At 74.2% G+C, this 12,920-nt stretch carries 12 protein-coding genes; 9 read left to right on the forward strand and 3 right to left on the reverse strand.

The window, feature by feature from the left end; all coding sequences use genetic code 11:
• Positions 1-157 precede the first annotated feature (157 nt).
• Positions 158-565 (forward strand): DUF3040 domain-containing protein, encoded by a 408-nt coding sequence (locus B0I33_RS01400; RefSeq protein ID WP_106176639.1) that lies wholly within the window; start codon positions 158-160, stop codon positions 563-565.
• Positions 566-747: 182 nt separating this feature from the next.
• On the opposite strand, the gene B0I33_RS01405 is transcribed toward B0I33_RS01400, so the two are convergent.
• Genes B0I33_RS01405 through B0I33_RS01415 form a run of 3 tightly spaced genes read right to left on the reverse strand, consistent with a single transcriptional unit; the run spans position 748 to position 5,611 of the window.
• Positions 748-3,228 (reverse strand): transglutaminase TgpA family protein, encoded by a 2,481-nt coding sequence (locus B0I33_RS01405; RefSeq protein ID WP_106176991.1) that lies wholly within the window; start codon positions 3,226-3,228, stop codon positions 748-750.
• Positions 3,225-4,499 (reverse strand): DUF58 domain-containing protein, encoded by a 1,275-nt coding sequence (locus B0I33_RS01410; RefSeq protein WP_106176640.1) that lies wholly within the window; start codon positions 4,497-4,499, stop codon positions 3,225-3,227. Before B0I33_RS01410 ends, B0I33_RS01405 begins: the two co-directional genes overlap by 4 nt.
• 8 nt (positions 4,500-4,507) lie before the next feature.
• The gene (locus tag B0I33_RS01415; protein WP_181193137.1) at positions 4,508-5,611 is read right to left on the reverse strand and encodes an AAA family ATPase; all 1,104 of its coding nucleotides are present in this window, start codon (positions 5,609-5,611) and stop codon (positions 4,508-4,510) included.
• Positions 5,612-5,945: 334 nt separating this feature from the next.
• Between B0I33_RS01415 and B0I33_RS01420 the strand changes: the two genes are divergently transcribed.
• The 8 genes from B0I33_RS01420 (at position 5,946) to B0I33_RS01455 (ending at position 12,863) form a co-directional block, all read left to right on the forward strand.
• On the forward strand, positions 5,946-6,311 hold the full coding sequence (locus B0I33_RS01420) for a hypothetical protein (RefSeq protein ID WP_106176641.1): 366 nt from the start codon (positions 5,946-5,948) through the stop codon (positions 6,309-6,311).
• Between the two features lie 3 nt (positions 6,312-6,314).
• On the forward strand, positions 6,315-6,902 hold the full coding sequence (locus B0I33_RS01425) for a DUF3558 family protein (RefSeq protein ID WP_106176642.1): 588 nt from the start codon (positions 6,315-6,317) through the stop codon (positions 6,900-6,902).
• A 26-nt stretch (positions 6,903-6,928) separates the two neighbouring features.
• Positions 6,929-7,534, forward strand: a complete 606-nt coding sequence (locus B0I33_RS01430; protein ID WP_106176643.1) for a PPE domain-containing protein — start codon at positions 6,929-6,931, stop codon at positions 7,532-7,534.
• On the forward strand, positions 7,531-8,265 hold the full coding sequence (locus B0I33_RS01435; protein ID WP_106176644.1) for an ESX secretion-associated protein EspG: 735 nt from the start codon (positions 7,531-7,533) through the stop codon (positions 8,263-8,265). Before B0I33_RS01430 ends, B0I33_RS01435 begins: the two co-directional genes overlap by 4 nt.
• 300 nt (positions 8,266-8,565) lie before the next feature.
• Positions 8,566-8,997, forward strand: a complete 432-nt coding sequence (mraZ, locus tag B0I33_RS01440) for a division/cell wall cluster transcriptional repressor MraZ (protein WP_106176645.1) — start codon at positions 8,566-8,568, stop codon at positions 8,995-8,997.
• 228 nt (positions 8,998-9,225) lie between these two features.
• On the forward strand, positions 9,226-10,182 hold the full coding sequence (gene rsmH / locus B0I33_RS01445; protein ID WP_106176646.1) for a 16S rRNA (cytosine(1402)-N(4))-methyltransferase RsmH: 957 nt from the start codon (positions 9,226-9,228) through the stop codon (positions 10,180-10,182).
• Positions 10,182-10,868 (forward strand): cell division protein FtsL, encoded by a 687-nt coding sequence (ftsL, locus tag B0I33_RS01450; RefSeq protein ID WP_106176647.1) that lies wholly within the window; start codon positions 10,182-10,184, stop codon positions 10,866-10,868. Before rsmH ends, ftsL begins: the two co-directional genes overlap by 1 nt.
• Entirely contained in the window at positions 10,869-12,863 is a 1,995-nt protein-coding gene (locus B0I33_RS01455) for a peptidoglycan D,D-transpeptidase FtsI family protein (RefSeq protein ID WP_106176648.1), read from the forward strand.
• Positions 12,864-12,920: the final 57 nt, after the last annotated feature.

Below are 12,920 nucleotides of genomic sequence, written 5' to 3' on the forward strand. Positions count from 1 at the left end.
GCGTTCGGTGCAAATCTCCGGGTGCTTGATGCGAGATCGGGTAGTCGTCGGCGCGCGCGGCTCGTATCCTGGACGGTGACACCCCGACCGGGGGTCAAGTTGGGTCCACGACGTTGCGCGGCCCGGCGCCCGCGACAGCTGTGCCGGAGGAGGAAAGATGCCACTCTCCGAGCATGAGCAGCGGCTGCTCGACCAGATCGAGCGCGAGCTCTATGCCGAGGACCCCAAGTTCGCATCCACGGTGCGTGGCACCAGGCTGCGTCGCCCTGCCCGCCGTCGGCGCATCCAGGGCATCGCCCTGTTCGTCGTCGGTGTCGCCCTTCTGGTGCTTGGCGTGATGGTGCCGTTCCGGGTCGCCGAAATCCCGTTGGTGAGCGTGCTCGGGTTTCTGGTGATGTTCTTCGGAGTCCTGCTCGCCGTGACCTCGCTGCGGCAACCCGCCGAGGTCGACGGCAGTGCCGGCCCGGAGGACGGTGGCTCGAAGGGCGGCGGCAAGCAACGTCGCCGCAACTCGTTCACCGAGCGTATGGAGGAGCGCTTCCGCCAGCGCTTCGACGACCGCTAGCTCGACTCGACGATGCCTCGATGAGGAGCAGGGCGCGTGCGGCGCCCTGCTCCTCATCGTGCGTGTGGTGGCCGGTTCCCCGTGCCGTGAACACCGGTGGCGGACACGCGGGCACAACCCGCGGACACGTGCGCACAGATCGCGGACACGTGTGCACAGATCGCGGACACGCCGGGTGGCGGTCAGCCGCGGCGCAGCAGCGAGCGGGGGAGCAGCCTGCCCCGCCACGACACCGGGGCGTTGCGCCGCAGGCTCTCCCGCAGCCCCTGGAAGGCTTTCGCGAACGCCGGATCGCCGGAGCCCTGCCCGCCGTACCAGGACCGCTCCACGGCCGTGACGACCGTGCGCAGGTCCCGCTTGCCGGAGTCGTCGAGGTGGTGCTGCTGCGCGACCTTCTGGGCGGCGACGCGGACGGTGTCGCTGCGCGGGATGTCGATGCCGCGGTCGGCGCACTCGGCGAGCAGCTCGGCCCACGCGGCGTCGGCCGCGGACGGCGTGGCCTCGTCGATGGCCCGCAGGCGCCGCCTGCGGGCGAGCTCCCTGGCTCCCGAGGGCGCCAGCACCGCGATGGCGAGCACGAGCAGGCCCGCCGCGACCGTCCAGTGCAGCTGCCAGCCGAGCAGCACGAGCGCGACCAGCCACAGCGAGGCGGCCACCGGGGCCAGCCACGGCGGCACCGGCGGCCCGGACGAGCGGTGTCGCCGGCCCGTGGTGATCCGGCGGCCGAGCACGATGGTGGCCACCGTCAGCGCGACGGCCCCCAGCGCGGACACCAGCGCACCCCAGCCGGACCAGCCGGGCGCCTGTTCGGCGAGGCCGCCGCGGTCGGAGGGACCGGCGGCACCCGGCGGCACCGAGGGCTCCGCCGAGCTGGTGGGGGTCTCGGGCTCGTCGGACGCGGTCGGGATCTCGTCGTCCGCCCGCGGCTGCTGGTCGTCCGCCGCGTCGTCCGGCCGCAGGTAGGGCGGCACGAACCCGCGGCCGTCGGCCAGCGGGGTGGGATCGAAGCTGACCCAGCCGTGCTCGCCGAAGTAGACCTCGACCCACGCGTGCGCGTCCTGCGAGGTGATGGTCCGGAACTCGCCGTTGCGCTGGCCGCTGGTGAACCCGACCGCGACCCGGGCCGGGATCCCGAGCGTCCGCAGCATCACGGCCATCGAGGACGCGTACTGCTCGCAGAACCCGCGTTTGCCGTTGAGCAGGAAGTCGGCGAGCGCGTCGGCGTCCGAGACGGGCGCGGTCTCGGTGTCGTACACGAAGCCGTTGCGGGCGCTGAAGTACCGCCAGATCGCCTCGGCCTTGTCGAAGTTGTTGTTCTCGTCCCGGGTGAGCCGCCGGGTCAGCGCCACCACGCGCTGGTCGACCTCGTCGATGGACGTGTAGACCGGGGGCAGCGCCTCGGCCCTGGGGTCGGCGGCCCGCAGCTGGTCCTTGGTGGGCTCGGTCAGGGACGCGACCTCGACGTACGGCCCGGGGCGTTGCCGCCGCTCCCGGAACACCGTGCCGCTGGTCCGGTCGTAGTACCAGCCCTCGCCGAGGCCGCGCAGCGCCCGCGGCGAGCCGTAGACGGGCAGCCACAGGTCCACCCAGTTCACCGGCTCGACCCGGATCTCCCGGTTCTCGCCGGTGCCGTTGTCCCCGGGAGCGAGCGGCAGCCTGCCCACGGCCGGGACGCCCGCGGGCATCGGGCCGTCCGGCAGGCCCCAGCCCTGGTTGGGCCGGTAGGTGTCGAGGGTGAAGGCACGGAACAGGTGCCGTTCGTCGCCGAGGCCGTGGACCCGGAAGAGCTCGACGTCGCCGCCCTGCTGCAGCATGCCGCGCAGCGACGTGAACGGGTTGACGCCCAGCCCGCCCGCGGCGCTCTGCCCGCCGGACGTGCCGGGCAGGCTGCCCTCGGTGCCGATGACGGTGACCGTGGACCCGGCCAGGAGCCCCACGGCGAGGGCGGCGGTGACCACGGTGGCCGGGGCCGACGCGCTGCCCGGCGAGGCGCCGAGGCCGGGCGCGGTGCGGTTGCGCCAGGTGCGGTGCCGGTGGCTGCCGTCCACGGCGAGCAACCCGGCGAACGACGCCGCGCCGAGGGCGAACGTCCACCAGGGCAGCATCTCGCCCGCGAGCGCGGACGGCACCGCGTACACGCAGAGCAGGATCAGCCCGGTGGCGGCGGGGGCCGAGGCGGCCACGGCGAGGGTGTCGACGAGGATCGCGACCAGGCCGATGGCGATCGTCACCAGGCACAGGATCGGCGCGGTCGCCTCGACGGGCGGCAGGCCACCGCGGATCTGCTCGAACGCGGCCACGAGCACGTCGTTCAGCTCGGCGAACGCGGCGGGCCCCGGCAGGATGGCCAGGATCCCGCTGCGGGTGAACACGCCGGTGACCAGGCAGGTGAGCACGAACAGCTGGGCGAGGCCCACGAGCGGCCCCGGTACGCGCAGGGAGCGCAGCGCCAGTCCGGTGCAGGCCACCAGCACGGTCGCCACGAGGATGTAGCCCAGCCAGGCCAGGCCCTGCACCACGCCGGTGAGCGAGGTGGAGGCGCACACGGTGGCGAGCCCGGCCATGGCGGGTGTCGCGATGGTCGCGGCCGGCACCTGCGGAGTCCGGGGCGGGGGCGCGGAGCCGGGCTCCGCCTGCGCCGGGGGCGCGGCCGTCGTGGTCATGCCGAACCGCCGATCAGCGACGACCTCGGCACCGAGGTCCGGCACAGCTCGGTCCACACCTGCGCCGGCGAGCTGCCCGGGCCGGCCACCACGACGCCCCAGCCCACGGCACGCAGTAACGCGGCGGACTCCTCGGTGGCCGCCGAGCGTTGCTCGGAGGCGCTCACGCCGCCCGACCACGCCGGGGTGTCCAGCAGCACGGCGAGGCTGCGCACGCCCCTCGGCCGGTACTTGGCGAGCTGGTCGACGGCCTCGTTGCTCACGGTGCCCAGCACGGCGATCAGCTCCTGCCCCTCGGCGGGGTCGAAGCCGGTGGTGATGTCCCGCTCGTGCGCGGGCTGCAGCGCGGCGAGCGCGTCGAGCACCACGTTGTCGTACTGGGGGCCGCCCGCGCCCGGCGTGTCGGCCAGCACGCGGCCGTGCTCGCTGACCAGCCGCACCCGGTGCCCCGCGCGGCGCAGGTGCAGGCACACGCTGGCGGCGAACTCGACGGCCCATTCCAGGCTGGCGGTGGGACCGGTGCCGTGGTGTGCGGCGGCGCGGTGGTCCAGCAGCACGGTGGTGCCGCCGCGCCACGGCCGTTCCTCGACCCGCACCATGATCTCGTCGCGCCGCGCGGTGGAGCGCCAGTGCACCTTCCGCAGGTCGTCGCCCTGCCGGTACTGGCGGACCACGACGTCGGTCTCGCCCTGGCCCGCGTGCAGGCGGATGCTGCCGTCGTCGCCCGAGCCGAGCCCGGCGCCGGTCGGGAAACCCCACAGCGACACGACGCGCGGCACGACGACCAGCCGCGAATGGGCGATCAGCTCCCGTTCGAACTCGCACAGCCCGAACGGGTCGGTGATCGTCGCCCGCAGCGGGCCGACCTGCTGGATGCCGCGCAGCACCGGCTGGACGGGGTAGCGCAGCGCGACCGACTGGTGCTGGGGCAGCCGTTCGACGACGAACCGGGGGCGCGAGCCGAGCGCGTACGGCACGCCGTCCTCCAGCAGCACCTCCCCGGCGGGCAGCCGGCCGGTGCGCCACAGGTCGATCTGCACCTCACCCTGCCCGCCGACGGCCACCCGGTCGGGCAGCAGCCTGCGGGCGGCGCCGATCCGCACCTTCGACGCCGAGGCGAGCACGGCGACGAACAGGGGCAGCGCCACCACGAACACGGCGACCCGCAGCAGGTCCCGCTCGTTGAGCACGACGGCGCAGACGGCGGCGGCCACCCCCGCGGCGAGCAGGCAACGGCCGCGCGTGGTGAGGCCGGACAGGGACCGGAGCATGACGTGCGCTACCGGCGGCCCTGCCCGTTGCCGCCGTGCGGGACGGGGACCCGGTGCAGGATGCCGCGGATGACGTCGGTCGCCGAGCGGCGCGCGGCGTGCGCCTCGGTGGTGAGCACGAGCCGGTGGGCGAGCACGGGCACCGCGACGGCGTGCAGGTCGTCGGGCACGACGAACTCCCGGCCGGACAGCGCCGCCTGCGCGCGGGCCGCGCGGACCAGCTGCAGCGTCGCCCTCGGCGAGGCGCCGAGCCGCAGCTCGGGCACCTGCCGGGTGGCCGCGACCAGCTCGACCGCGTACTGCCGCACCTCGGGCGCGATGTGCAGGTGCCGGACCGCCTCGATCAGCCGGTGGACGGAGGCGGCGTCGGACACCGGCTCCAGCTCGGCGAGCGGGTTGTGTCCCGCGTGCTCGTCCACCATGGCCATCTCGGCCTGCGGGTCCGGGTAGCCGATCGACACGCGCGCGGTGAACCGGTCGCGCTGCGCCTCCGGCAGGGCGTAGGTGCCTTCCATCTCCACCGGGTTCTGGGTGGCGATCACCATGAACGGCCGCTCGAGCCGGTAGGTGGTGGTGTCGACCGTGACCTGGTGCTCCTCCATGCATTCCAGCAGCGCGGACTGCGTCTTCGGGGAGGCCCGGTTGATCTCGTCGCCCACCACGATGTTCGCGAACACCGGCCCCGGCCGGAACTCGAACTCGCCGAGCTGCCGGTTGTAGATGGACACGCCGGTGACGTCGCTGGGCAGCAGGTCGGGCGTGAACTGGATACGGCTGACCGTGCAGTCGATCGACCGGGCGAGCGCCTTCGCCAGCGAGGTCTTGCCGACGCCCGGCACGTCCTCGACGAGCAGGTGCCCCTCGGCGAGCAGGGTGACCAGCGCGATGCGCACCACCTCCGGCTTGCCGACCAGCACGCGCTCGACGTTGGCGGCGATCCGGCCCGCCGTGTCGTGCAGCTCGTCGAGCGAAGCCAGCGGCCCGTGGCCGTTGCCCGCCGTCCCGGCGGCGGGATACCCGCCGTGCCGCGCCCCGGCGGGTGGGTAGGGCACCTGCTCGGTTGCCGGCTCGTTCCGCTCGCCGGCCGCAGCGGACTGCGTTCTCGACGTCACACGACCTCCTGGTGCCAATGCCCGCGCGAAAAGAGCCACGAACGTGTGGGTGGCGTTCGCGGTCCGGGCTACCCTCGCTGCGTCCAGCCTCCCATGAAGTGTGTCAAACCCGGGCGAACTGGATGACGGAACCCCGTGATCACTCTCCGTGAGCACGGCCGCTGGGCCGACCGGGCGAGTGCGTCCCCGATGAGCTGAGGGACTCCCGGTGCCGGGACCTTCTGGCCTATGCTGCGGGACGGATTCGGCCGGCTACGCAGTGGCACAGTGACACGGTGACACCGCGCGGGGGCACGGCGAGGGCCCGACGAGCACGAGAGGCACGGCGCTGACGATGAGCGACACGGACCTGCGGTTGCCACCCGGGGCGAAGGGTTTCGCGGTGTCGGCCGAGCTGGCCACGCACGCCTACCGGCGGCTCAGCGACCTGCAGGACCAGGTGGGGCAGCTCGTGCGGCAGGCCAACGTGCTGGGCCGCTCGATCCCGCTCGGCGCGGGGTACGCGGGCGAGGTCGGCGACTTCATGGCGAGCTACGGGATCGGCGGTGCCGGGTCCGCCGCCGACTCGCTGGTCAAGTTCGGCCGGGAGCTCGAGGACCTGAAGGCCCAGATCGAGGCGGCGATGCGGCGGTACACCGACGCCGACACCGGCGCCGCGGGCGGGCTCGGCGGCCCGGGCGTCGACTGCACGGGCGGCTAGCGCATGCGCGGTGTGCGGAACCGCGGCGGGCTGCTGCTGGCGTGCGCCGTGACGCTGCCGCTGGCCGCGTGCGGGGCCACGCAGGTGGCCGGCGGCCAGGGCGAGCGGGTGGCCCCGGCCGCGGCGTCGGTCCGCCCGGCGCCGTCCGAACCCGGCGGGTCCCCGGCGCCGTCCTCCCCGCCGCGCGCCACGCCGGTTCCGCTGTCCGCGCTGCACCCGTGCGACCTGCTGTCGCCGTCCGAGCGGTCGAGGGTGGGGCTCACCGTGCCCGGCACGGAGACGACGATCGGCGAGGCCCGCGCGTGCGATTTCACCGAGCCCGGCGCGTTCGGCGTCACCATCACCGTCGACGAGCGGTCCGGGCTCGGCGAGGCCGCGCCGGAGCGGGCTCGGCGCACGTGGATCGGCGGGCACGAGGCGGCGCGGGTGGCGGACGAGGCCGCCGACGACGGCACCTGCGCGGTGCTGCTGGCCGTCGGTGTCGCGGCGAGTGTGCAGGTCGACGTCAGCAACGCGGGCTTCCGCGGCACCGAGCAGGCCTGTGCCCGTGCCGACACCGTGGCGCGGCTGATCGAGCCGGACCTGCCGTGACGGCGCGCGGAACGGGAAGGACGACGGTGAGCGAGACGAGCGAGCGGGCGGTGCCCGCGCAGCACCGGCGGTATGAGGCCTACCGCCACGAGGAGCTGAAGGCGGAGGTCGAGCACGGCAACGACCCCGGCGCCGCGGGCGAGGTCGGCCGCGACTGGGGCGAGCTCGCCCAGCGGCTGCGCGAGGCCGCCGGCGCGCTCGGCGAGGTCGCCACGGGCAGCGAGGACCTGTGGCAGGGCGAGGGCGGCGACGCCCTCCGGGCGGTGCTGGGCCGGGCCACGGGCTGGGCCGACGAGTCGGCCACCCTGGCGGAGCGGCTCGGCGACGCGATCGGGCAGCAGGCCGCGGCCGCGGCGCGGGCGAGGGCGGAGATGCCGGAGCCGGTGCCGTACGACCCGGCAGGCCTGATCCGGGACGCCGCGTCGGGCGGCGACATCCGGCAGCTCGCCGGGCTCGCCGTGCTGCTGACGGAGCGCAGGGAGGAGGCGGAGGCCGCCCGGCAGCGGGCCGTGGACGTGCTGTACGCGCGGGACGAGGCGCTGCGGGCCGCCGTGCCCGCGGAGTCGTTCTCCGCACCGCCGCCGCTCACCTCCGCCTCGCCCGCCGCGGACGGCGACCCGGGCTCGCGGTGATCCGGCTCTCCGCGTCGGCCTTCGACATCCTGTGGGCCGACCTCGGGCACGCGCGGCCGCCCGCCCCGCTGCGCGTGCGCAGCGTCGGCCGGACGGAGAGCGAGCGCGCGGAGATCCGCGCGGCCGTCTACGACAACCTGGCCGAACGCGGCCTCTACGCGGGCGGCGAGCTGGACCCCGGCCTGCGGGACCGCCTGGACACGCTGGCGGCGGCGTCGTTCCTGGTGGAGTGCGAGGCGCTGCTCGACCTGGCCGAGCCCGAGCCGCTGCGCGCCGTCGCGGCGGCGACCGGGTCCGGTGACGGGGTGCTCGCCGTGCAGCCGAGGCAGACGATCGGGCTGTCCGCGATCCGGGACGCCGAGGTGTACGTGGCCGCCGTCAGTGTCCTGCCCGATCTGCACGCGGGTCCCGGGTTCGGGGTCAGCCTGCCCGTCTCCGCGCTCGGCGGCGCGCTGCGCGATCCGGTGTTCGACGAGGCCTCCGGTTCCGGGCCGTTCGACCGGCAGATCCGGGAGGTCCTGGCCATCCAGGCGCGGCCGGTCCTGGCCGCGGGCCAGTTCTCCGTGCGTGCCGCGCGCGGCCGGCTCGGTGGTCTCAGCTGGTTCGCCACCGACGTCGGCGCGTACCTCGGCACGGTCGAGCCCGGACGCGGCGGCGAGGACTGGATGACGGTCGCCCCGGTGGACAGCGACCGGCTCGTGGCGCGGCTGGCCGACCTCGCGGGCGCCTGACACCGCGTCCCCCACCTTCCACCACCGGGCCCCGCGCGGCCGTGCCGGAGGGCCCTCCGGCAGTCCCGAACCGGGCTCCGGCGGGCGTTCCGGAGCCCGTTCCTGTCACCCGCAGCGGCGATCTCCCCCACCGGCCCCCACCCTGCACCCACCGCTATGACCTGGGAAAACGCGATCCGATTCCGGTGAATCCCGCCGTTTCGCCGTTGACTGTGGTGCAAAGTGGGGTACGGTGGTGATCCGTGGGGCGGAAGGGAGCCTCGTGGCCGGTCCGCGGACCGGTAGGGGAGGTGGTGGCCGATGTTCCTCGGCACCCACACCCCGAAGCTGGACGACAAGGGGCGGCTCACGCTGCCTGCGAAGTTCCGCGACGCGCTGGCAGGTGGGCTGATGGTCACCAAGGGACAGGATCACTGCCTCTACGTCTTCCCGCGCGCCGAGTTCGAACAGCTGGCCCGCAAGGTCGCGGAGGCGCCCTTCACCAACGAGTCGGTGCGGGCGTACCAGCGGTACCTCTTCGCCGGGACCGACGAGCAGCGCCCCGACGGGCAGGGCCGGATCGCGATCGCGCCGGAGTTGCGGCGCTACGCGGGCCTGAACAAGGAGTGTGTGGTGATCGGCGCGATCACCAGGCTGGAGATCTGGGACGCCCAGGCGTGGCAGGGCTACCTGGAGGAACACGAGGACAGCTACGCGAAGGCTCAGGAGGAGATCTTGCCGGGCGTGTTCTGACGGCGACCGGCCTGGCGGGTGCGCACCCGCGCCGTCGGGGGGCGTGGGTTCCCCCAGCCGGCCCGGCGGCGAAGGAACAGGAGGCGTTCGACACGGATGTCGTGAGGCCTCTGTCCGCGCGGCGGCCCTGGTGCACCTTCCCCGGCACCAGGTCCACGGCGGCGGACGGAGACCTGACGGCATCCGTTTTTCACAACGCACGGGGCGGTGAGGCGAAAGGGGGCGGCCATGACGGACGGTGCCGAGCACGTACCGGTGCTGCTGGACCGGGTCCTCGCGCTGCTCGCCCCCGCGCTCGCCGGACGTGAGGCGGTGCTCGTGGACGCCACGGTCGGCCTCGGCGGGCACGCCGACGCACTGCTTGCGGCGCACCCGCGGCTGCGGCTGGTCGGCCTCGACCGCGACCCCGCGGCGCTGGAGCGCTCCGGCCGGCGGCTGTCCCGGCACGGCGACCGCGTCCACCTCGTGCACGCCGTCTACGACCGGATGCCGGACGTGCTCGCGGAGCTCGGACTGTCCGCCGTGGACGGTGTGCTGATGGATCTCGGCGTGTCGTCGATGCAGCTCGACCTGCCCGAGCGGGGCTTCGCCTACGCGCGGGACGCACCGCTGGACATGCGGATGGACCGCACCACCGGTCCCACCGCGGCCGACGTGCTCAACACGTATCCGGTGGCCGAGCTGACCAGGATCCTGCGCGACTACGGCGAGGAGCGCTTCGCCCACCGCATCGCCAGGGCGGTGGCGGCTGAGCGGGAGCGGGAGCCGTTCGACCGCAGCGAGCGGCTGGTCCGGTTGCTGTACGACACCGTGCCCGCACCCAGCAGGCGTACCGGAGGGCATCCCGCCAAGCGCACGTTCCAGGCGCTGCGGATCGAGGTCAACGGCGAGCTGGACACGCTGCGAACCGCGTTGCCCGCCGCGATCGACCTGCTCGCCGCGGACGGGCGCATCGTCGTCGAGTCCTACCACTCGCTCGAGGACCGCATGGTGAAGCGGGAGCTCGCCGGGCGCGCCCGGTCCCGGACGCCGGAGGGGCTGCCCGTCGAGCTGCCGGGACACGGCCCCGAGCTGGAACTGCTGACCCGGGGCGCCGAGAAGGCGGGCCAGGAGGAGATCGAGCGGAACCCGCGCGCCGCGTCGGTGCGGCTGCGGGCCGCGCGGAAGATTGGAGCGGCTGCCTGATGACTGCGCCAGCCCGCACCCGGACCAGGACCCCGTCGTCGCGGACGCGGCAGCGGCCGAAGGCGCCGGCCGGGACCACCACCGTCGAGGAGAACCCCGGCACCGGCACGACCCGGACCGCGCCCGAGCGCGCCCGGCCCCGGCAGCGCAGCACCGCGGCCGAGCGTGCGTACGCGCGGCGCGCGCAGCGGGCCGACGCGCTGCGGCGGGGGGCCGAGGGAACCGGGGCCGACGCCGAGCGCGAGCGGCGGCCGGGCCTGCTGCGGCTGCTGCGCGGGCCGCGGTCCCGCGCGACCTTCGTGCTCATCCAGATGGCCCTGCTGGCGGCCGGGGTGGCGACGACGCTGTGGCTGTCCACCCAGGCCATCACCGACTCCTACCGCCTGGAGCAGCTGCGCGAGAACAACGCGCGGCTCGCCGAGCAGGTCGAGCAGCTGCAGCGTGACGTCACCTCCGCGCAGTCGCCCTCGTCGCTGGCCGACCGGGCCAAGGCGCTCGGCATGGTGCCGGGAGGCAACCCGGCGCGGCTCGTCGTGTCCGACGACGGGTCGATCCAGGTCGTCGGCGAGCCGGAGACGGCCAGTGCCCCGGCACGGCAGGCTCCGCAGCCCGAACGGGCGCCGCGGCAGGGGGACGAGTCGCCGCGGCAGGAGGGGAACACCCGCGAGGAGTCTGGAGGGGACTAGATGGCGGGGAAGGCACGCCCGCGCGGTGGGATCCGCGCCGGGGGAGGCGCCCGGGCCCGCGCCGCCGGAGCGGCGGCGGCCGGGACGCGGGGTGGTGCCCGCGCCGGTGGCAAGGCGCGGGCGGCCGGCGGGGCCCGCCGCACCTACTCGGCACGGGCGCGCCGCGGCGGTGTGTCCGCGGCCGACCACGGCCACCGCAACCGGTTCAAGGCGGGCCGCATCCTGCTCGTGGTGCTGCTCGTCGCCGCGGGGCTGAAGCTCGTGCACATCCAGACCTTCGAGGCGGAGGCGCTGTCGGCGAAGGCGGAGCGGCAGCGCACGACCACGATCGACATCCCGGCGCAGCGCGGGTCCATCGTGGACCGCAACGGGGCGAAGCTCGCGTTCAGCGTCGAGACCAGGACGCTGTGGGCGAACCTGCGGCTGATGCGCAAGAACTGGGCCGAGTACGCGCGGGAACACCCCGGCACGGACCTGAACTACGACCGGCGCGTCGAGCAGATCGCCACCTACATCGCCGGCCGCCTGCCCGCCAGGACCAGCGAGCAGGAACTGCTCGACCTGTTCCACAAGGACGCCAGCTTCACCTACCTCGTGGACGGGGTCGAGCCCTCGGTGGCCGACGACATCACCGAGAAGTTCCCGGAGATCGGGTTCGAGAAGCGCGCCGAGCGCGAGTACCCCGGTGGCGAGCTCGCGTCGAACATCCTCGGGCTCGCCAACTGGCGCATGGAGAGCCCCGACGTCTCCAAGCACAACATCCACGGCCTCGCCGGGCTGGAGCTCACCCGCGACGACGACCTCGCCGGGCAGCCGGGCAGGCAGATCGTGGACACCGCGCAGGGCAACGACGTCGTCATTCCTGGCACCGAGCGCGACCTGCGGCCCGCCGTCCCCGGCTCGGACCTCGAGCTGACCATCGACTCGGACGCGCAGTACGTGCTGCAGAACGAGCTGTCCTCCTACGTCGCCGAGTCGAAGGCACAGGGGGGCAGTGCGGTGATCCTGGACTCGCAGACGGGCGAGGTGTACGCGCTGGCGGACAGCAAGCCGTTCGATCCCAACGACACCTCGGATCTGGATCCCGAGGCGCTGCGCAACGACGCGATCAGCCTGCCGTTCGAGCCGGGCTCGGTGAACAAGGTCGTCACCGCGGCCGCGGCGATCGAGGCGGGCGTCGCGAAGCCGGACTCGGTGTTCGAGGTGCCGGACTCCATCGAGGTGGCCGACCACGTCGTGCACGACGCGTGGCAGCACCCCACGCAGAAGTTCACGACCACGGGCATCTTCGCGAAGTCGTCCAACGTCGGCACGCTGATGCTCGCCGAGAAGCTGGGTCCCGAACGGTTCGTGCGGATGCTCGAGAAGTTCGGGCTCGGGCAGCGCACGGGGATCGGCCTGCCGGGGGAGAGCCCGGGCTACGTCCCGCCGCGCGAGGACTGGTCGGGAACCACGTTCGGCAACCTGCCGATCGGGCAGGGGCTCTCGATGACCGTCGTGCAGATGGCGTCGATGTACCAGGCGATCGCCAACGACGGCGTGCGCGTCGAGCCCAGGGTGGTCAAGGCGAAGATCACGCCGGACGGCGCGCGCGTGCCCGAGCCCGCGCCGCAGGAGACCCGCGTGGTCAGCGAGCGGACGGCCGACACGGTCAAGAACATGCTCCGGGCGGTCACCCAGGACGGCGAGGGTTTCGACCGGGGCACCGGGACGGCCGCGGCGCTGGAGGGCTACCAGATATCCGGCAAGACCGGCACCGGTCAGCAGGTCGACCCGGACACCGGCGCGTACAGCGACCACCTGTACAACATCACCTTCGCGGGGATCCTGCCCGCCGACAACCCCCGGTTCGTCGTCGGCATCCGGCTCGACGCGCCGCAGGCGAGCAGCTCGGCGGCGCCGCTGTTCCACGACATCGCGTCCTACCTCGCGCAGCGCTACCAGATCCCGCTGTCCGACCAGCCGACCCCGGTCGTCCCCCTCGTGCTCTCCTGACCGGTCCCGACTGTCCTGAGTGGCTCGTTACGGGACACTTTCGTCAGTAACGAGCCA

The sequence above is a fragment of the Prauserella shujinwangii genome (genome assembly GCF_003001955.1).
Lineage (GTDB): Bacteria > Actinomycetota > Actinomycetes > Mycobacteriales > Pseudonocardiaceae > Qaidamihabitans > Qaidamihabitans shujinwangii.